Below are 19,351 nucleotides of genomic sequence, written 5' to 3'. Positions count from 1 at the left end.
GCCTTAACCCAGGGCTTGCACGGCTTGACCCACCGGCTCCTCGCTCACCTGGGCCACCATGGCCGCTACCTGGGCATTCATATTGCGCGGCTGCAATACCACCTGGGGGTGCTGGCGGGCGAACACACGGAACAGTTCATCGGCAAAGCCCTGGCCTATGGCGTCGACACCGTCAAAGTCCAGGTCCACCGTATCAAAGGCTTCCAGCCGGTGGGCGATGCGTTTGGCCTGGGCACGGGATTCCAGCGCCTCGCTGGCCGCATGGGCCAGGCGCATGGCAACCTCGGTGCGCGAAAAACTCAGATCGTTTGCGCCCTTGGAATGGGCACCAAAAACATCCTCCAACGTACGTGTGGAATTCAGCGCCAGCGACATAAAGATGGCCGTGCCCTTGCTACCCAGCGGGTTCGCCTTCAACCACTCCTTGCGCTGCCAGTGGTTGTGCTGGTAGGTCAGCTGGTTTGCATACAGGTCAAACACATCGAACAGCCGGGATGTAAAAAACAGGCCACGCCCGGTATGGAACTCGGGTTGTGTGGTCAGCTTGCCCTTGCTCAGCTCCAGCAGCGCCAGCTGCGGACTGGCAATGTGGAAGGCGTCCTGTATGCGGTCAAACACGCCGCAGCCGTCATCCTTGATCAGCAAGTGCAGGTGTGTGGGGTTTTGCCGCATCGAAATGGACACCCGGGTTCCACCACTGTGGTCCACGGCGTTGTTCAATAGTTCGGTGAATGCATGGTGGGCCAGCCGGGCCACATTGGGCGCCAGCTCAAAACACGGCGCAAAGTCGCGCTCCCATGGGGTTTGTTCGTCCAGGCCGGCCAAGTCGTAGCTGCGGTTCACCTGGCGCAGCACGCTGGGCTTGTACACCGGATGGGAGCGGCTGCCCTGGCGGGTGATCCAGCCTTCATCGATCAGCGCACGCAGCCATTTGCCCATCGTAGACCGGCTGACACCAAACTGGGCCGCCAACTCGGCGCACAGGTGGGCGGGGTTGGCCACGGCCTTGGCCGTGATCACGGTCTTGAGTTCCTTCAACTGCGCTAAGGACATGGCCACTCCACAGGACGGGTAATAAACGGGACGCCCGCCAGTGTGCCACCGCAGCCGCTACTGCGCCAGCCTATTCGCCCAATTGCTGCAGCAGGTACAGGCGCTGGTAAATGCCCTGGTCTATCGCCATCAAGGCGTCGTGGGTGCCCTGCTCGTGGATACGGCCATGGTTCAGCACCACTATGCAGTCCGCCGCGCGTATGGTGGACAGGCGGTGTGCAATGGCCACCACGGTCACACGGCCCTTCAGTTCCGATAGCGCCACTTGCACGATCTGCTCGGTCTCGGAATCGATGTGGGCCGTGGCCTCGTCCAGGAACAGGATGCGCGGCTGGCCGGCCAAGGCACGGGCAATGGCAATCAACTGTTTTTGCCCGACGGACAGGCGTGCGCCGCCCTCACCCAGCAGCGTGTCATATCCCTGCTCCAGTTGCAGGATGAAATCGTGGCAATGGGCGGCGCGGGCGGCGGTTTCAATCTCGGCCTGGCTGAGCGTACGGCCCATGGCGATGTTGTCGCGCACGGTGCTGGCCAATAAAAACGGGTCTTGCGGCACCAGGCCCACATCGGCGCGGAAATGTTCATCGCTGAAGCGTGACAACGCAATGCCGTCCAGTGTGATGCGGCCGGACTGCGGTTGGTAAAAGCGCAGCAGCAGGCTCAGTAGGGTTGACTTGCCGCTACCCGTGTGGCCAACCAGGCCGTAAAAACCACCGGCCGGAATATCAAGCGACAAATCGTGCAACACCACGGTGGCGGGGTCGTAGCCAAAGCGCAGTTGCGAAATATGGATGGCGCCGTGGCTGATGCGCTCGGGGCCGGTCTTGGCGGCAGGGCGGCGCTCTTGCAGCAGCGCGTCCACCCGGGCTGCGGCCACCACGGCCTGCTGCAACTGGCCAAACTGCAACGTGATCTGGATCAGCGGGTCCACCACGCGGCCGATGTAGCTGACAAAGGCATACAAGATACCGATCTCCAGCGCACCCAGGCTGCGCTGGCCAAAGGTGTAGATCACCACGGCCAGTAGCAACACGTTGATGAAATCCAGCATGGGGCGCAAGAGCCAGGCATTGACCCGCATCTCCGCCATGCGGGCGCCCAGGTGCTGGTTATTGGTCTTGTCGAACCGGTCTTTGAAGCGCTGCTGTGCATTGCTGGCCTGCAGCACCGCCATACCGGCGATGGACTCCGACATCTGGGCATTGATGTCGCTGCGTTTTTGCCGCGCCCGGGCCACGGCCGGTGCGCTCCAGCGCTGGTAAAACCACACAATGACCACCACGGCCGGGATCAGCGTCAACACAATCAGCATCAACCGCCAGTCCAGCCAGGCCATGGCCCCCAGCGCGCCCAGCACCACGATGCTGCTGTCCAGAATGACGAACAGGACCTGCACATAGAGGCTTTTGACCTGTTCGGTGTCGTTGGTGACACGACTGACCAGTTGCCCGGTGATGGCCTTGTCAAAGAACGCCATGGGCAGGCGCAACACATGGCCATATACCTCTTCGCGCAACCGGCGCACCGAGCGCATGGCTACGCCGGACAGGCGTGTCAGCTGCGCGTAGCGGATCACGCTGGCCACACAACCCGTGACCACAATGCCTGCCAACAGAAAACCTATGTCCCACAGCACCAGCTTGCGGGGCAGCAGGTACTGGTCGATGAAGTACTTGCCCAGCAAAGGGCCCAGCGCCTCCAGCAAGGCGGCCGCCACCAGCCAGACCGTACCCAACACCACATGGCGCCGCTCGGGTGCGGCGGCGTGCAGCAACAAGGCCACGGCGCGGCGAGTATTGCGGGGTGGGGTCGCTGGCGTGGTGCCCAGCGACTGCTCGGTGTCAGGCTGCATCCAGGCTGGCCTCCAGTTGTTGGTAGCGCCACTGGGCGGCATACCAGCCATTGAGTTCCAGCAGGCTGGTATGGTTGCCCTGCTCGATAACGCGGCCCTGCTTGAAGACCAGGATGTGGTCGGCGTCCACCACCGCACTCAGGCGGTGGCTGACGATGACAGCCGTGCGCCCGGCCCGTGCGCTGCGCAGGTGCTGCAGGATGTCGGTCTCGGTTTGTGTGTCCACGGCCGACAGCGCGTCGTCCAGCAGCAGCAGGGGGGCGTCGGTCAGCAGCGCACGGGCAATCGCCACGCGCTGGCGCTGCCCGCCCGACAACGCAATGCCCTTCTCGCCGACCGGTGTGTCATAACCCTGGGGCATACGCACAATGTCGTCGTGGATGGAGGCCAGGCGTGCGGCCTGCTCCACCTCGGAACGGCTGGCGCCAGCCTTGGCCAGGGCGATGTTTTCGGCAATGGATGCAGAAAACAGAAAAGGCTCCTGCGGCACCCAGCTGATGGCGCGGTTCAACGCGTCCAACGTGTAGTCCGACAGCAATTGCCCGCCCCACACGATGTTGCCCGATTGCGCCGCGTACTGCCGCAGGATCAGGCGCAGCACGCTGGATTTGCCAGAACCGGTGGCACCCACCAGGCCCAGGGTCTGACCCGCGGGCAGGTTCAGGCGCAGGCCCGACAAAGCCACAGCCTGGTGACCGGGGTAGGAGAAGTTCACACCGTCAAAGGTCAGTGCACCAGGCACCACCCGGTCGCGCACACCATGGTCGTCGATGGACAGTGGCGCATCCAGCGCGGGCTGCAAGCGGCCCCAGGCTGCGCGCCCCCGCTCCAGCAGGGCCAACACCCAGCCGGCTGCAAACATGGGCCAGATCAGCTGGCCCAGGTACATGCTGAAGGCAGTCAGCGCGCCAATCGTCAACTCGCCATGCCAAACCAGGTAACCCCCCAGCCCCAAGGTCAAGGCCGTGGCGCTGACCAGCGTGATACCCACGGCTGGCTCAAACGCAGCCTCCCAGCGCTGGGCACGCAGGCTGGCAGCGGCGGCTGCCTCGGCCAGCTCGGCAAAACGGGCCGCGCTGCGCTCCTCCAGGCCCAGGGCCCGCAGTGTGCGCACGCCGGTGAGGGTTTCCTGCACATGGTCGTTGAGCTTACCAAAGGCATCCAGCGAATCCTTGGAGGCCTGGTGGATGTGGTTGGAGATGCGCCAGAAGGCAATCGCCATCAGCGGAAACGGCAACAGTGCCGCCCCGGCCAGGCGGCCATCCACGCCCAGGCTCATCATCGCCACCACCATGATCAGCGTCAGCGTGCCGTCAAAACCGGCCAGCATGGCTTCGCCCGAGGCCATCTCCACCGAGTCGATGTCGTTGGTGGCCAGCGCCATCAGGTCGCCGGTGCGTTTTTGCTGGAAGAAGTGTGGCCCCTGCACACACAGGCGTGCGTACAGGCGCTGGCGCAGTTGTGCACCCAGCCGGTAACTGGCCGCAAACAGCTGCAAACGCCAGCCCACGCGCAGAAAATAAATGGCCGCGCCCGCCAGCACCAGCCAGCCCAGCTGGCGCAGCAGCGCGTCACCCGCCAGTGTGCCCGCCACCAGGGCGTCCACCACATGGCCCACCTGGCGCGGGATGTAAACCGTGAGCGCACTCACCGATGCCAGCATGCCAGCCGACAGCAGATAAGGGCGCCAGTTCCGGCGAATGTAGTGACCGATCAGGCCAGTCAAGCTCATGGTTTGCATGCTGACATTAGTACCGGCGGCGCTCCAGCTTGGCTTCTTCATAGAAGCGTGTCTTGTTGGTGAACATGGCCTGGTCTGCGGCATGCAGCGCGGCCTCTACCTGCATGGCCGATGCACAGGACGCGCTGCCCATGGCCATACTCAGGTTTTGCCCGGGGTAGAACTGGTTGTTCAGTTCAATCATGGACTGGATACGCTCCTGCAGGCCGGCGGCCACCCGCTCGTCACACCCCGGCAGCAAGGCAATGAATTCGTCGCCCCCAATACGTGCCACGCAGTAAGGATAACCTGCCGTTGCACTGGTCAACACCTCCCCCGCACGGCGCAGCACGGCGTCACCGGCGGCATGGCCATGCTCGTCGTTGATACGCTTGAGGCCATTGAGGTCCATGGCCATCACCGTCAGCGGCCAGGGGCCCTTGCGGCTGATGCGGTTGAGCTCGTCCACATAAAAAGCACGGTTGCGCAGCTTGGTCAGCGCGTCGTGTTTGCCCAGGTACTCCAGGTAGGCCTCGGCCTTCTTGCGGGCCGTGATGTCGATCAGCGAGACCAGCACCAGGCTCCAGTCGGCCAGGTGGGCCGGCAGCACCGCAAACTGCATATGGATGTTGATCAGCTCGCCACTGAGCGAATAATTGACCACCTCGCGCAACTGCATGGTCTTGCCGTCCCACAGGTCGATCAGCTGCTCGGCAAACGAGTCGTGCATTTCGTCGCGGAACACCGAGCCCAGCTGGCCCAGCAACTCCTCCTGGCTTTGGGCCGCAAACATGGTCAGGGTCTGGCGGTTGACATTGATGACACGGATCTCATCCGCACACTGGCCCACAAACTCCGGGTGCACGCTCAAGAAGACACGGAAGTCCCGTATGCCTTGGGCCCGCGCCTCGTCCAGCAGGCGTTTGACGCCACTGAAGTCTTCCACCCACAGCGACACCGGGGAGTAGTCAAACAGATCACGGGCGTACTGCTCGCTAAAGGCCAGCTGCTTCTGGGCCTGGGTGGCCTGGGTGGTGTCTTCCAGCGAGACCATGACCCGGTCCCACGTGTCCTCATGGCCCTGCAGCACCCGCACATGGATGCGCACATCGATACGCCGCCCATCCAGTGCGTAGTTCACCGTCTGGTTGGAAAACTCCAGCGTGCCGTTCCACAGGAAGTTCATCTCGGTCAGCATCTGGCCCAGCGTGTCATCGCGGAACACCTCGGACAGGCGCGACACCAGCTCCTGTTGGCTGGCCGCCGCAAACACGGTGAGTGTTTGCCGATTCACCTTGAGCACCTGGAGACAGGCCGCGCATTGCTGCAGCAAATCGGGTGTGGCTGCCATGTGGGCGGACAGGTCGGTAACCCCCTGGGCGCGCCAGCTGTCGAACAAAACCTTGAGCGCGCTGTAGTCTTCCAGCCACAGTGAAATGGGGGCCGATTCAAACATCAGCTCGAAATCTGTCTCAGGGTTCAACTGCGCCATACCAACACCTCCGGGGGGCCATTGTCTACCAGCACACACGCTACTTCACCCATACTTTACGCTGGGCCTGCGCGCAGACGGGTAAACTACTTGCCATGTGCCAACTCCTTGGAATGAACAGTCTGCTGCCCGCCAGCCTGACGTTGAGCTTTACCGGGTTTTCGCAGCGTGGTGGTTGCACCGACCACCATTCGGATGGCTGGGGCATCGCCTTTTTTGAGAGCGACGGCCAAAAGCCCGGCAAGGCGGCACGGTACTTCGTCGACAAGGAAAGCGCCTCCACCTCCCCTATTGCGCAGATGCTGCGCACCTACCCCATCAAGAGCCACAACGTGGTGGCCCATGTGCGCAAGGCCACGGTGGGCGGTGTCACACTGGAAAATTGCCACCCCTTTGTGCGGGAGCTGTGGGGCCGGTACTGGGTGTTTGCCCACAACGGCGACCTGAAAGACTTCCACCCGACCCTGCATGGTGCCTTCAAACCCGTGGGCGACACCGACAGCGAACTGGCCTTCTGCTGGCTGCTGCAGGAGCTGAACAAGTCACACTTTGGTGTGCCCAGCGTCGAAGAGCTGACCCACACCCTGCGGGAGTTGGTGCCCCGTATTGCCAAACATGGCACGTTCAATTTCTTGCTCAGCAATGGCCAGGCCCTGTGGACCCATGCCAGCACCAAGTTGCACTATGTGCTGCGCCAGCACCCGTTCGCCCATGTGCAGCTGAAAGACGAAGACGTGAAAGTAGACCTGGCCGAACTCAACAGCCCCGAAGACCGCCTGGTCATTGTGGTGACCGAACCGCTGACCACCAATGAGAACTGGGTGGCGATGCAGCCGGGGGAATTCAAGGTCTTTGTGGATGGTGCCGTGCTGGCCTGACTAGACCGCCGCTTCCAATGCATCCACAAACATCGCCGCCACATCAAAACCCGTCTGGTCGGTAATCTCCTGAAAGCAGGTTGGGCTGGTCACGTTGATCTCGGTCAGGCTGTCGCCAATGACGTCCAGACCCACCAGCAGCAGGCCCCGTGCGGCCAGTATGGGGCCCAAGGCATTAGCAATGGCCCAGTCGGAGTCGCTCAACGGTTGCGCCACACCTTTGCCCCCCACAGCCAGGTTGCCCCGCACCTCGCTGCCCTGGGGAATACGCGCCAGGCAAAACGGCACGGGCTTGCCGCCGATGACCAGCACACGTTTGTCGCCTTCGGTGATCGCCGGCAGAAACTTCTGCACCATCACGGTTTGGGCACCATCCTTGTTCAGCGTTTCTATGATGCCACCCAGGTTGAGCCCGTCCGCCTTGACACGGAAGATACCCATACCGCCCATGCCGTCCAGCGGCTTCAAGATGATGTCCTGGTGCTCTGCGTGGAAACGTTTGATGGCATCCGCATCCCGTGTCACCAATGTGGGACCTATGAACTGGGGGAACTCAAGAATCGCCAGCTTCTCGGGGTGGTCACGCAGCGCGCGGGGTTTGTTGAAAACCTTGGCGCCTTCGCGCTCGGCCTGCTCCAGCAAGTGGGTGGCGTAGAAAAACTCGCTGTCAAAGGGCGGGTCCTTGCGCATGACCACGGCGCCAAAGTCCTTGATGGCACGCACGGAGGATGCGGTTTCCGTGAACCAGGTCTTGGGGTCACCGGTCAGCGTGATGGCCCGCGCCTGGGCCTGCACCACCCCACCGCGCTGCCACAACAATTGCTGCGGCTCACACGCCACGATGGTGTGCCCGCGGCGCTGGGCCTCGCGCATCATGGCAAAGGTGGTGTCTTTGTAGATCTTGAAGGATTCCAGCGGGTCGCTGACAAAAAGTATTTCCATAGGGTGCTACCAGCAGAAGTGAATATTGAAGACTGTTGCGACTCTACCGTGGCGGCGCCAACCCGTGTTGGGCGGGGGCAAGCCCAATCCGCTAGGCACTGGGCGGGCGGGTCACGGGTTTGCGCCCCACATGCTGCACCAGCAGGGCCAGGGCACCTGCCACCACACCCCAGAATGCCGAGCCCACACCCGCCACCACCACACCGCTGAGTGTCACCAGAAAGGTGATGATGGCCGCCTCGCGGTGCGCTTCCTCGCGCAATGCGGCTGCCAGGGCGCCACCAATCGTGCCCAACAACGCCAGCCCGGCAATGGCCGCCACCAGCTCTTTGGGGAAGGCCGTCAACACGCCGGTGATCGCCGCGCCAAACAGGCCAATCACGATGTAGATGGCACCGCAGGACACGGCCGCCGTGTAGCGCCGCTGGGGCTGCGTGTGGGCCTCAGGCCCCATACAAATGGCGGCGGTGATGGCGCTCAGGTTCAGCGCAAAAGCACCAAACGGCGCGAGCACCAGGGTGGCCAAACCGGTCAGGGTGATGACCTTGGAGATGGGAATGCCCGCATCCCCACCCGCGCGGCGCTGGTCCCCAAAACCACTGGCTTGGATGGCCGCCACACCCGGGAGGTTTTGTGATGCCATGGTCACGATGAACAGTGGCAGCGCCAGGCTGACAAAGGCCGCAAAACTGAAGCTGGGGGCCACAAACACCGGAAGGGTTAAGCCAAATACGATGCTAGCCCCGGTAAAACCTGATGTTATAGCTACAAATACAATAGCAACCAGTAACGTGGCCGGCACCGCATACCGTGGCCACAGGCGCTTGCCCAGCAGGTAGCTGACCAACATGACCACCACCAGAGGCAAGGCCGTCTGTGCAGCGGTAAAACCCGACAGGCCAAACCGCGCCAGCACCCCGGCCAGCAGCGCCGAGGCCAGCGCCAGCGGGATGCGGTTCATGACCCGCTCGAACCAGCCGGTCACACCCGCCAGCGTGATCAGCACCGCGCAGACCATGAAGGCACCCACGGCCTCCTGCATCGTGAAGCCCCCGAGGGCTCCGGCACTGGCCAGCACTGCGGCACCCGGTGTGCTCCAGGCCACCATGACGGGTTTCTTCAACCACAGCGAAGGCACCAGCGAACACAGCCCCATGCCAATACCCAGCGCCCACATCCACGAGGCCACCATCTCGGGTGTGGCATGGAAGGCCTGCGCGGCCTGGAAAACAATGGCCACCGAACTGGTGAAACCCACCAGCACGGCCACAAAACCGGCGGTGAATGCGGAGAGACTGAGGTCTTTGAAAAATTGCATGCGGGCCATTGTGACATTGGCCCAAGGCACCTAAGACTCGGGCCGGACCAGCGCGTTGAGCACGTGGTCTTGCCACTGCCCGTTGATCTTCAGGTAGGCGCGGGCATACCCTTCGCGCTCAAAACCCAGCCGGCGCAACAACTGTTCACTGCGCACATTGGACGGCAGGTGGTTGGCCATGATGCGGTGCAGGCCCTGGGTCTCGAACATGTAGGTGATACCGGCCTGCACCACCTCGCCCATCAGCCCCGTGCCTTGACAGGCGTGGTCCACCGAATAACCCAGGTGGCAGGCCTGAAAAATGCCGCGCACGATGTTGGTGAAATTGCAGGCGGCCAGCATGTCGCCCGTTTGCAGGTCCGTGGCGATGAAGTGCACGGCCACACCATCAGCAAAGGCCTTCTCGGATTTGGTGGCCGCACGCAGGCAGGCGTCTTCGAGTGTGCCGTCCTCTGGGTTGGGCGTGGGCTCCCAGGGACTCAGGTGGTCCCGGTTGCGCTGGCGGTAGAACAGCAGCCGGTGGGCGTTGTCGGGCTGCAGCAGGCTGAGCTGGCAGCGCGCGGTGTGCAGGATAGGCACTGCGTTCATTTGATCAGTTGAGGACAGAGCTTCGCTGCGCTACGGTCTGTCCCGCAAAGTTCTAAATTTCAATCTTGGAACCCAGCTCCACGACCGCGTTATTGGGCAAGTTCAGGAAATCTGCCGCACCACTGGCGTTGTGGTGCATTTGGGCAAACAGCTTTTCACGCCATTGCGCCATGCCCGTGCCCAGGGTGGGCACCACGGTGTCACGCGACAGGAAATAACTGGTCGTCATCGTCTGCATCTCACAACCGCGGCCCTTGATCTGCTCCAGCGCCTTGGGCACGTCGGGGTCGTTCTTGAAGCCGTAGTGCAGCACCACCTGCCAGCAGTCGTGGCCCAGCGAGTCGATCTCCAGCCGCTTGTTCAGACCTATCCAGGGCACCTCATGGTTGCGCACCGTGACAAACAGGTTGTTCTGGTGCAGCACCTTGTTGTGTTTGAGGTTGTGCAACAGCGCGTTGGGCACGGTGCCCACCTCCGCGGTCAGGAAAACGGCTGTGCCTTCCACCCGCGCCGGGGGGCTGACAAATACGGCTTCCAGAAAGCTGGGCAGGTCAATGGCATCGGCACGCAGCTTCTCGTTGAGCAGGCGCCGGCCGTCTTTCCAGGTCAGCATCAACATAAAAATCGCGCCACCAATCAGCAGCGGGAACCAGCCACCGTCAAAGAGCTTCAGCAGGTTGGACGCCCAGAACGCAAAGTCGACCACAAAGAAGAAACCGGTGGCGGCAATACACAGCACCAGGGGGTACTTCCAGTGGTAACGGATGACGTAGAAGGTCAGTATGGTGGTGATCAGCATGTCGGTGCACACCGCTATGCCATAGGCCGCAGCCAGGTTGCTGGATGACTTGAACATCACCACCGCCACCACAATCAGCGCAAACAGCCCCCAGTTCACAAACGGCAGGTAGATCTGGCCCGTGTCCTTGACGCTGGTGTGGTGGATCTGCAGGCGGGGCAGATAACCCAGCTGGATCACCTGCTTGGTCACCGAAAACGCGCCGGAGATCAGCGCCTGTGAGGCAATGACCGCCGCCATGGCCGCCAGCGCCACCAGCGGGATCAGGGCCCAGTCCGGTGCCATCATAAAAAACGGATTCTTCACCGCCGACGGGGTGTGCAACAAGAGTGCGCCCTGGCCAAAGTAGTTCAGCGTCAGCGCCGGCATGGCCACCAGGAACCAGGCCACCCGGATGGGCTTTTTGCCGAAGTGGCCCATGTCGGCATACAGCGCCTCACCCCCGGTCACACACAAAACCACGGCGCCCAGGATGATGAAGGTGGTGCCCGGGTTGTTCCACATAAAGCCCAGGGCGTAGTGCGGGCTGATGGCCACCAGGATGTGCGGGTCGGCGGCGATGTTGACGATGCCAAGGCCTGCGATCACGATGAACCACACCACCATGATGGGACCGAAGAAGCGGCCCATGCTGGCGGTGCCGCGCTTTTGCACCATAAACAGCGCCAGCAAAATGACCAGCGTCAGCGGGATGACAAATTTCTTGAAGGTAGGCGAAACCACCTCCAGCCCCTCGACGGCACCCAAGACCGAGATGGCCGGGGTGATGACCCCGTCGCCATAAAACAGGCAGGTGCCGAAAATACCGACCAATAACAGGATGCGGCGCAATTTGGGCTTGTCTTTGACCGACTGCGAGGCGAGTGCCAGCATGGCCACCAGACCCCCTTCGCCATGGTTGTCCGCGCGCAGCACCAAGACCACATACTTGATGGAAACAATGACGGTCAGCGTCCAGAAGAAGATGGACAGGATGCCGTAGACGTTCTCCGGGGTGAAAGGCACATGGCCTGAACCAAAGACTTCCTTCATGGCATACAGGACACTGGTCCCGATATCGCCATACACAACACCAATGGCGCCGAGGGTTAGCGCCGACAAAGACGATTTGGATGCTGACACAGATTCACCCGGCTTCTGTTTGGCGCGGGTTCCATTCCATTGGGGACCGCCATTTTGCGCCAGCCGCTCCGGCATGCAAGCCCCTGGTGGATCATTTCCACCGAAATTGCAAACATGTTGCAGCGCAGCAACTGAGGGGCTGGCGCGAAGTCCTGGCTTGCCCTAGGCAAGCCAGGACTTCAGTCGTAATGCTCGGCGTGGGGGTCAGTGGCTTCCATCTCGTAACTGGCGGCCAACATGGCCAGGCGGCCAATGACACCGTACATATAGAAGCGGTTGGGCGCACTGGCACCGGGCTTCATGCCAGGCTGGGGTAAGTGCGTACTCTCGGCAAATGCCAATGGCACAAAGCTGGAGCCTGGTGCATTGAGGTTTTCATCCACCTTGCGCTGGGGGTGCACACGGTAAAAGCCCCCCACCACGTAGCGGTCCATCATGTAGACCACCGGCTCGGCCACGGCATCGTTGACACGCTCGCAGGTCAGCACACCTTCCTGCAGCAATACTTCAAACACAGCCTCGCCATTGCCCAATACCTGGGTGCGCAGGTTTTCAATTTCTTTGGCGTCGCGCACGGTCAGTATCGCCATGCGGGGGTCGCCGTTGTCGGGTTTGAGCACCACAAAGGGCTTTTCCTTGATGCCGTATTCCTTGTGTTTCTTGCGGATACGACCCAGCAGAGCTTCGGTCTTGGCGATCAGGCCCTGCACACCCTCTGCCGTGGAAAAATCCACATCCTGGCACTTGTCGAACATGGGGTTGATCAGCCAGTGGTCTACCCCGATCAGCTTGCCAAAGCGCTTGGAGACTTCTTCAAAGGCCTTGGAATGCGCACTCTTGCGGCGGTTGGCCCAGCCCGCATGCAGGGGTGGCAACAGGTACTGCTCGTGCAGATCTTCCAGAATGCCGGGCACACCCGCGCGCAGGTCGTTGTTCAGCAGGATGGTGCAGGGGTCGAAGTCTTTGACACCGATGCGCCCCTTGGTGCGCACCACCGGCTCCAGCGTGATGCTCTCGCCGTGGGGCAGGTCCATGGTGACCGGTTTCTTCACATCCGGGCTGATGGAGCCAATGCGCACATTCAGGCCCGCCATCTGGAACACCCGGCGCAGCTGGGCCAGGTTGCTCAGGTAGAAGGTGTTGTGGAGGTGGTTGTCGGGCACGATCAGCAGGTTGCGCGCCTCGGGGCAAATCTTCTCGATGGCGGCTTGGGCCGCCTGTACCGCCAGGGGCAGCATGGCGGGGGTCAGGATGTTCCAGCCGTTGGGAAACAGGTTGGTGTCCACCGGGGCCAGCTTGAAGCCGGCGTTGCGCACGTCTACCGAGGTGTAGAAGGGCGGGGTGTGCTCCATCCACTCCAGGCGGAACCAGCGTTCGATGGCTGGCATGGAGTCCAGCACACGCTGTTCCAGTTCATTGATGGGGCCAGTCAGGGCAGTAACGAGATGGGGAACCATGCGGGCCTTTATGGGAATACGCGGGGCGTCAAAACATGATTCTAGGATCTATGGGCGAGTTCCCCTTTTACAAGACCGCCTGGCGCAGGCCAACCAGCCATTCCCGATGGCCGGGTAGGTGGGTGGCCAGAAAGGCCGCCTTTTTCTTGACTTGCTCCACCGCGGCCTGGCTCTCGCTGCGTATGTAGTCCGACATGGGCGCGTTGCGCGTGTCATAACGCATACCATACAAGACATGCAGATAGTTTGAAATGTCAAATAACTCAAACCGATAGAGCAAGTCAGAATTCTTGGGCGGCAGTACGCGCCATCGTTCCAACAGGCTCGACAGATGGTCCGACACATGCGGCGACGTTTGGTTTGCCTTCCAAAAATCGCTGTCACTGCGGTCGGAAATCAGATAGTGCATTTGCACAAAATCAATGATGCGCTCCCATGCGCACTCGACGATGCGATTGCAGTGCTCCCGTAATCGGGGCATTTCTGACTTGTAGCGCGGAAAATTCTGCGAGAAGAGATCGGCCGAAAAATCTGTCAACAGGATGGAGGTCGCCTCCAGCGGCTCAACAAAGCCGTGGGACAGTCCCAGCGCTATGCAGTTGTGCGACCAGAAATCTTTGCGGTAGCCGATCTTCATGGGGATTTTGCGCGGAGAAAACTGGCTATCGTGGATGCCCAAGTACTCTTGGAATTGCGCGGCCGCCTGGTCGTCCGTCACGTGGGCGCTTGAATAAACAAACCCGGTCCCCCGACGGTTGAAAACTGGAATGTCCCAAATCCAGCCTGCCGCATGCGCGGTTGCCAACGTGTAGGGCGGCACCTCATCACCTTCACTGGTGGCAACTTGCTGAACCAGGGCGCGGTCCGTCAAGATCTGATGCGACTTGTCGACAAACTTTGTCTCCAGCACCTTGCCAACCAGCGAACCGGAAAACCCGCTGCAATCCACGTAGAAGTCAAAAGGCAGTCGCTCGCCCCCTTCAATGAGCAGGCTTTCTATCGACCCATCGGCACTGCGTGTAGCACCGACAACGGTCGCGCTCCGATGGTGCACCCCAAACTTTTCCTGGGCATTTTTTGCCAGAAGGACCGCGAATTTTTGTGCATTGACATGGTAGGCGTACTCCACCTCACCCTGATAGGGCTCGGACGAAACCCGCTTGGGGCTGCGCATGGCCTCGGCCACTGGGAATGCCTCGGTGAGTTCCGAGAACTGCAAGTTATCGCGATTCTCCAAGTAGTAAGGTGTAACGTCGAAACCACCAGGATAGGGCGCAGTGAACGGGTGGTAGTAACAATGGCCGTGACCATGCACGGACGCATCCAGCCAGTTTTCAAATTTGATTCCCAGTTTGAAGGTTGCGTCGCAGCTGACAATGAGCTCCGCTTCAGAAATGCCGAATTTGCGCAGCGATTTTTTGATGGCAGGAACCGTGCCTTCGCCCACACCGATGGTTGGAATGTCAGGCGATTCAATGACAGTGATCTTGACCGATGGATCCAGCCGCAGCTCGAACCCCAGGTGGTTGGCGGCCAGCCACCCGGCTGTCCCGCCGCCAATGATGGCGATGTGGTTGATAGTCATATGCGATTGAAGGTACTGATGGGTGTCAAAGCAAGAAAAAAGGGCCCAGTACCACTGGACCCTTTCGCTACTTCACCAGTTCAAGCAATTAGAACTTGGCAGTCAAGCTCGCACGGTAGGTTGTTTCACCCTTGAAGGACCAAGCAGGGTAACCGGCACGCAGTTCTGCCGCCAACTTGGTGTTGTTCGGCGCAGCCGCGCCGTACTGGATGTCATCCGCCTTCAGCAAATTGAGGGCTTCGAATGCCAGTTTCAGGTCTTTCGTGATGTTCCAGCCCAAGGACAGGTCCAGCGTTCCAAAGGCGTCGTGTTTGCGATTCGAATAGAAACCCGTTTCACGGATCATGTACTCCGAACGCCAGTTGTATGCAAGACGCGCCGAGTAAACCGCGTTTTCCCAGTAGCCCACCAGATTGGCGGTGTTGCGCGAGGATGCGGTGAACAGATTCAGCTCGTCAGCATAACTGGCAGACGGTGCTGTTGCGTCCGCATAGGTGTAGTTGGCCGCCACACCAAAACCATTGTCAAAGCCGTGGTTGATCTGGAACTCCAGACCGTCGATCTTGCCGCCGCCGGCATTGGTGACGGTATTGACGGTCCAGTTGTCAAGCTTGGAGTCCGGGCTGACCAGACCAATTTTTTGGTTTCTCTGGGTTTGGGCGGTAATGAAGTTGTCGACGTCCTTGTGGAAATAGGTCACCGCGATCAGGTTGCCCTTGCCGTAGTAGTACTCCACACCCAAGTCAAACTGGGCAGACTTTTGCGGCTTCAAAGCGGGGTTACCGATGGTGACCGCTTCGTTACCCGCAATGGTGTCGTTGAAGCCCTGAACGCTTCCACCCAGGAACATGTCGCCATAGTTCGGGCGCGTAATGGCCTGGGCAGCAGCTAGGCGCAGAATCGTGTTCTTGTTCAGATCCCACGCTACGTTGACACTGGGCAACACGTCGTTGTAGTTCGCAGTCTTCGTCATCAGACCAGTACTCCAGCCATTGTTTTGGCTGATGGATTGATTGGCCACGGTGCTGTCAAACTGGTAACCGGAAGCGCTGATGTCGGTGCCGATATAGCGCAGGCCGAAATTGCCGCGCAGTGCGCCTTTTTCAAAATTGAACATGCCGTAGGCGGCCTTGTTGTCTTCGTTCAGCTCCCCGTAGGCGCTGCGGTCCATCACCCATCCAGTGATGTACTGCGTGGCGTCCGTCACCATTGCGCCCAAGTTGGCCCTGGGTGCGTTCATTTCGAAGCCCAAGGGCTCCGAGCCACCATAGATGGCTCCGAATGGCACGGTTCCAAAAGCCTTCAGCGTAGGACGATCAGCCTGCTTCGTGAACGTGTGTTTGGCAACCCGCACGCCCGTCTTGAAGGACTGAATCACGCCCCAGTCGAGATCCACACTCACGTCGGCTTGTGCAAAGTTCTCCTTGTCGGAGTTGGGCTGGCGCACAATGGCCCATGAACCGCCACCGGAGTCATACTGCGATGGCAGCCCCGTCACATTCGCGTTGACGGGGCTCAACTCGATGCGTTTGCCCATGGAGTTGATGGAGCCATTCCAGGGGGCGGCGGAAGCGCCGTAGTTCGCCGTGAAGGAAGTTCCGCCGTCTGCCTTGGTGGTCCCCAATACGCCTTCGATCTTGAAGCCGTCGGTCTTGTACGAGCCGTTCAACACGGTGCTGTCGGAAGTCATCGTGCCGATACGTGCAAAGGTTTGGAAGTACGGAGCAGCTGCCTTCTTGCCGGGCGCAGCGGTGTTGCTGGCCAAGCACAGGTTCGCGTCCAGCGGGCTGACATTGGTGCAGGAGTCCGCTTGGAAAATAAAGAGTGAGGAATTGGAGTTGTCGCCCTTGAGTTTGAAGTTGGTCTGGGTCAATCCCAGTTCAACACCGGTAGCAGGACGGGCTTGCAGCGTCAGGTTGAATGCATCGCGCTGGCGTTCCTGCACAAAGGCATTGGCAGACATGGAGCCACCCCAACCGGCCAGGGTTTCGTTGCCCAGGCGACGGTAGTCGCCCTGCTCACGGGCGGCTGCCACCAGCACGCCGAAAGTCTTCTCGTTGTTCTTCCAGCTGTAGAGGCCGGATACTTCTTTGGTGAGGTCGGTACTGACAGTGCCCTTGCCGACCTTGGCGCCGACAAACGCCTGGCCTGAAGGCAAATCCAGTGGCTTGCGGGTCTTGACGATCACGGTTCCGCCGATACCACCTTCGGTCAAATCAGCCTGTGAAGACTTGTACACCTCCATGCCGCCGATAAATACGGAGGGCAGCAGCGAGTAGTTGAACGAACGGTCGACGGCTTGTTGGTCGTACCAGCCCGTAGAAGCAATGGTTTGACCGTTCAGCGTGGTGTAGGTCATTTGTGGGTCGGAGCCGCGAATGGAGACCGAGGCACCCTGACCAAACGCGCGGCCTACCGCTACGCCGGGAATACGGCCCATCGCCTCGCCGACATCCGAGTCAGGCAGCTTGCCCACGTCTTCGGCAGACACCGCATCCACGATGGAGGTGGCGTTGCGCTTGACATTGACGGCCGTTTGCAGCGACGCACGGATACCCGTCACGGTGACTGCGTTCATTTCTGCTGGGGCTGCGGTCTGCTGGGCGTGGCTGGAGGCCATGACACCCATGAGAACAACTGCGACCGCCGAGGCTATGGGGGTACGAGTTAGCTTCATGTTTTCCTTTAGGGTGGTTGGGTTCAATCGTTTATCTGGAGATACCAATTAATCGGCGGTATTTACGCTTCACATACCAATTAACTAATATGAATGCCACTATGCTACCAATTTTGCCAAATGTCTACGGTGTTTACCCGGTTGTTGCTTTTTTGTAGCCCCAAGTAGCCCAAAACGCCAAGAATTTCCATACCAGTGGTCTGTATTTTGGTCTTTAAAATGTGCACGAAGCTCCAAAAGCTACACACCAGCGGTGCACAACACTACGCTTTATGGGAGACAAGGGGAAAATGGGCGCAGCTTGGCCCCGCCCATAGAGCGGGAAGTTGTCAGCAAGTTAGATACCAATAACAGACCGGTAAACACATCTAACCGGTTGTTTGCTACGCTTTTAGGGGCAGCCCAGGCAATCCATACGGGGGCTGCGGCCCCATTTGGCTGTGGTCTGCGCCTTAGGCCCGGACTTCGCCGTCGCCCAGGACCACATATTTCAGCGAGGTCAGCCCTTCGATGCCGACCGGGCCACGGGCGTGGAACTTGTCGGTGCTGATGCCGATTTCCGCACCCAGGCCAAATTCAAAACCATCGGCGAAGCGTGTACTGGTATTAACCATGACACTGGCCGAGTCCACCTCACGGAGAAAGCGCTGGGCGTGCATGTGGTCGCGGGTCAGGATGGCGTCGGTGTGGTGGCTGCTGTACTGGTTGATGTGGGTTATCGCCTCGTCCAGCCCCTCCACCACCTTGATGCTGATGATGGGGGCCAGGTATTCCTCAGACCAGTCCTGCTCGGTTGCCGGCGTCAGCTTGACAGGTTCGGCATGGCCAGCAATTACTCCTGATTTGATAGCGTTCTGTGCATATTCCACGGGGGCTAGAGGCAGATTTGACTGAAGAATCTGCAGCGCCGCGGCATCACAGCGCATCTCCACACCTTTGGCGGCAAACACCACACCGATGCGCGGCAGGAACACATTTGCCACCCCGCGGGCCACCAGCAGGCCCTCGGCCGCATTGCAGGGGCTGTATTTGTTGGTCTTGGCGTTGTCCACCACCTTGACCGCCATGTCGATGTCGCAGGGGTCGTCCACGTAGACATGGCAGTTGCCGTCCAGGTGTTTGATGACCGGCACCTTGGCGTCGCGGCTGATGCGCTCGATCAGGCCCTTGCCACCACGCGGGATGATGACGTCCACATACTGCGGCATGGCGATGAGCTGGCCGACGACCTCGCGGTCCGTGGTCTGCACCAGTTGCACGGCATCGGCCGGCAGACCACTTTCCACCAGCGCCTGCTGCACCAGCTTGGCCAGCGCCTTGTTGGACTCAATCGCCTCGGAGCCGCCGCGCAAAATACAGGCGTTGCCACTCTTGATGGACAGGCTGGCCGCCTCAATCGTCACATTCGGCCGGCTCTCGAAAATCATGCCGAACACACCAATCGGCACCCGCATTTGCCCCACACGAATGCCGCTGGGCTGCTGTTTCATGCCAATGATCTCGCCAATCACATCGGCCATGGCCGCCAGCTGCTCACAACCCTGGGCGCAGGTCTCCAGCACCTTGGGGGTCAGCTTGAGGCGGTCCACCATGGGGGCGGACAGGCCGTTGGCGATGGCGCGTTCAATGTCCTTGGCGTTGTCGATTTGCAGGGCTTGGGTGTTCTCACGCAGCAGAGCCGCCAACTTGCGAAGCGCTATATTTTTAGTAGCTGTAGATGCAGCTGCCATGCGGGCTGACGCCACTTTTGCTTGAGAGCCCAACGCGTGGGTGTATTCGGTGGTATTGAGCGCGTTCATGGGGGGATTTTGGCAGAGTTTGGGAGATGGGACAGCTCGGCTAAGCGTGGGCAGGTTACGTCCGCTCAC

At 60.5% G+C, this 19,351-nt stretch carries 13 protein-coding genes; 1 reads left to right on the top strand and 12 read right to left on the bottom strand.

The window, feature by feature from the left end:
• Positions 1-3: 3 nt before the first annotated feature.
• The 4 genes from HZ993_RS16855 to HZ993_RS16840 form a co-directional block, all read right to left on the bottom strand.
• On the bottom strand, positions 4-1,053 hold the full coding sequence (locus tag HZ993_RS16855; RefSeq protein WP_209393895.1) for an STAS-like domain-containing protein: 1,050 nt from the start codon (positions 1,051-1,053) through the stop codon (positions 4-6).
• 70 nt (positions 1,054-1,123) lie between these two features.
• Positions 1,124-2,905, bottom strand: coding sequence for an ABC transporter ATP-binding protein (locus HZ993_RS16850; protein ID WP_209393894.1), 1,782 nt, complete (start codon positions 2,903-2,905; stop codon positions 1,124-1,126).
• Positions 2,895-4,637: an ABC transporter ATP-binding protein gene (locus HZ993_RS16845; protein ID WP_209398550.1), complete on the bottom strand. Its 1,743-nt coding sequence runs from the start codon at positions 4,635-4,637 to the stop codon at positions 2,895-2,897. Before HZ993_RS16845 ends, HZ993_RS16850 begins: the two co-directional genes overlap by 11 nt.
• A gap of 16 nt (positions 4,638-4,653) precedes the next feature.
• The gene (locus HZ993_RS16840; RefSeq protein WP_245213667.1) at positions 4,654-6,117 is read right to left on the bottom strand and encodes a GGDEF domain-containing protein; all 1,464 of its coding nucleotides are present in this window, start codon (positions 6,115-6,117) and stop codon (positions 4,654-4,656) included.
• Between the two features lie 95 nt (positions 6,118-6,212).
• Between HZ993_RS16840 and HZ993_RS16835 the strand changes: the two genes are divergently transcribed.
• On the top strand, positions 6,213-6,995 hold the full coding sequence (locus HZ993_RS16835; RefSeq protein WP_209393893.1) for a class II glutamine amidotransferase: 783 nt from the start codon (positions 6,213-6,215) through the stop codon (positions 6,993-6,995).
• Here HZ993_RS16835 and gshB read toward each other — a convergent pair whose 3' ends face one another.
• The 8 genes from gshB to HZ993_RS16795 form a co-directional block, all read right to left on the bottom strand.
• A complete protein-coding gene (gshB, locus tag HZ993_RS16830; protein ID WP_209393892.1) occupies positions 6,996-7,937 on the bottom strand; it encodes a glutathione synthase in 942 nt (313 codons plus the stop codon). It abuts the gene before it with no gap.
• 91 nt (positions 7,938-8,028) lie between these two features.
• Complete coding sequence (locus HZ993_RS16825; RefSeq protein ID WP_209393891.1) at positions 8,029-9,255, bottom strand: benzoate/H(+) symporter BenE family transporter; 1,227 nt, start codon at positions 9,253-9,255, stop codon at positions 8,029-8,031.
• A 30-nt stretch (positions 9,256-9,285) separates the two neighbouring features.
• Positions 9,286-9,843 carry a GNAT family N-acetyltransferase gene (locus tag HZ993_RS16820; RefSeq protein ID WP_209393890.1) on the bottom strand — a complete coding sequence of 186 codons (558 nt, stop codon included), beginning with the start codon at positions 9,841-9,843 and terminating at the stop codon, positions 9,286-9,288.
• A 52-nt stretch (positions 9,844-9,895) separates the two neighbouring features.
• Complete coding sequence (locus HZ993_RS16815; protein WP_209393889.1) at positions 9,896-11,764, bottom strand: potassium transporter Kup; 1,869 nt, start codon at positions 11,762-11,764, stop codon at positions 9,896-9,898.
• A gap of 179 nt (positions 11,765-11,943) precedes the next feature.
• Entirely contained in the window at positions 11,944-13,221 is a 1,278-nt protein-coding gene (gene gshA, locus HZ993_RS16810) for a glutamate--cysteine ligase (RefSeq protein WP_209393888.1), read from the bottom strand.
• A gap of 67 nt (positions 13,222-13,288) precedes the next feature.
• Positions 13,289-14,806, bottom strand: a complete 1,518-nt coding sequence (locus HZ993_RS16805) for a tryptophan halogenase family protein (RefSeq protein ID WP_209393887.1) — start codon at positions 14,804-14,806, stop codon at positions 13,289-13,291.
• Between the two features lie 88 nt (positions 14,807-14,894).
• A complete protein-coding gene (locus HZ993_RS16800; RefSeq protein ID WP_209393886.1) occupies positions 14,895-17,483 on the bottom strand; it encodes a TonB-dependent receptor in 2,589 nt (862 codons plus the stop codon).
• Between the two features lie 452 nt (positions 17,484-17,935).
• Positions 17,936-19,282, bottom strand: a complete 1,347-nt coding sequence (locus HZ993_RS16795) for a glutamate-5-semialdehyde dehydrogenase (protein WP_209393885.1) — start codon at positions 19,280-19,282, stop codon at positions 17,936-17,938.
• Positions 19,283-19,351: the final 69 nt, after the last annotated feature.

It is taken from the genome of Rhodoferax sp. AJA081-3, assembly GCF_017798165.1.
GTDB lineage: Bacteria > Pseudomonadota > Gammaproteobacteria > Burkholderiales > Burkholderiaceae_C > Allorhodoferax.
This window is presented reverse-complemented; position numbering and strand designations above follow the sequence as displayed.